1 protein-coding gene is annotated in these 1076 nt (G+C 53.8%); it reads left to right on the plus strand.

Annotated features, from left to right (window positions below; all coding sequences use genetic code 11):
* Positions 1-249: 249 nt before the first annotated feature.
* A partial coding sequence (locus tag AC4ED1_RS14620) for an IS110 family RNA-guided transposase (protein WP_490939860.1) occupies positions 250-1076 on the plus strand: 827 nt, incomplete at its 3' end.

A 1076-nucleotide genomic window follows, 5' to 3' on the forward strand; every position in this document is an offset into this window, starting at 1 on the left:
TTAGACCCCCATGCCGCTGACGCGGCACCATCAGATGATGAAAATAGAGTGCGTGCGGTATAATGGACTTGCGGCTGGCGAAGGGAGGTCGTGGAACTATGGTGCTTACGAGCCCGTTGTTTAGACAGAACCCCAGCGACCAGGTGCACCACAGATTGTTGCCCCTATCGGGAGCACGCAGGATAGAATAATCGTTCGACGGTTGTTGCACCAGCCCTCAATCCATACCGCCGCAAGGAGTTCTGCTGTATGGACGTCGTTTATACCCACGTTTGCGGGCTGGACGTTCACAAGAAGAACGTGGTGGCCTGTGTGATCACACCGGAAACCAAAGAAATCCGTACCTTTTCCACGATGACCGATGACCTGATCCTGCTTGTCGATTGGATCAAAAGCAACGGCTGCACCCATGTCGCGATGGAAAGCACCGCCTCGTACTGGAAGCCCATTTACAACCTGCTGGAGCTTGAGGACATCCAGGCACTTGTCGTCAATGCCAAGAACATCAAGAATGTGCCCGGGCGTAAGACCGATGTCAAGGATGCCGAATGGATTGCCAGTCTGCTTCGTCATGGTTTGCTGCAGGGCAGTTTCATCCCGAACCGGGACCAGCGGGAACTGCGTGAACTTATTCGCTATCGGCGCAGCCTGATCGACGAACGGGCGCGGGAAGTCAACCGTATTCAAAAAGTGCTCGAAGGCGCCAACATCAAACTGTCGTCTGTCGCCAGCGATGTGCTTGGGAAATCGGGCCGAGCCATGATCGAAGCGATGATCGCCGGCGAGGAAAACCCGGAATTGCTTTCAGAATTGGCGCAGCGGCGATTGAAAAACAAAAAACAAGAGTTGCAACGCGCCCTGTTTGGATTGATGGGAAACCATCAGAAGCTGATGCTGGCGGCGCAACTGCGGCACATCGATTATCTGGACGAAGAAATCGGCAGACTGGACGAAGAGATCAAGAGGCGTATGCTCCCTTTTGAAGAAGACCTGGAACTGCTGGACACGATTCCCGGAGTGGCGAGACGAACGGCTGAAACGATTGTAGCCGAAATCGGCACCAATATGGATCAATT

The organism is Effusibacillus sp. SKA8, assembly GCF_058273125.1.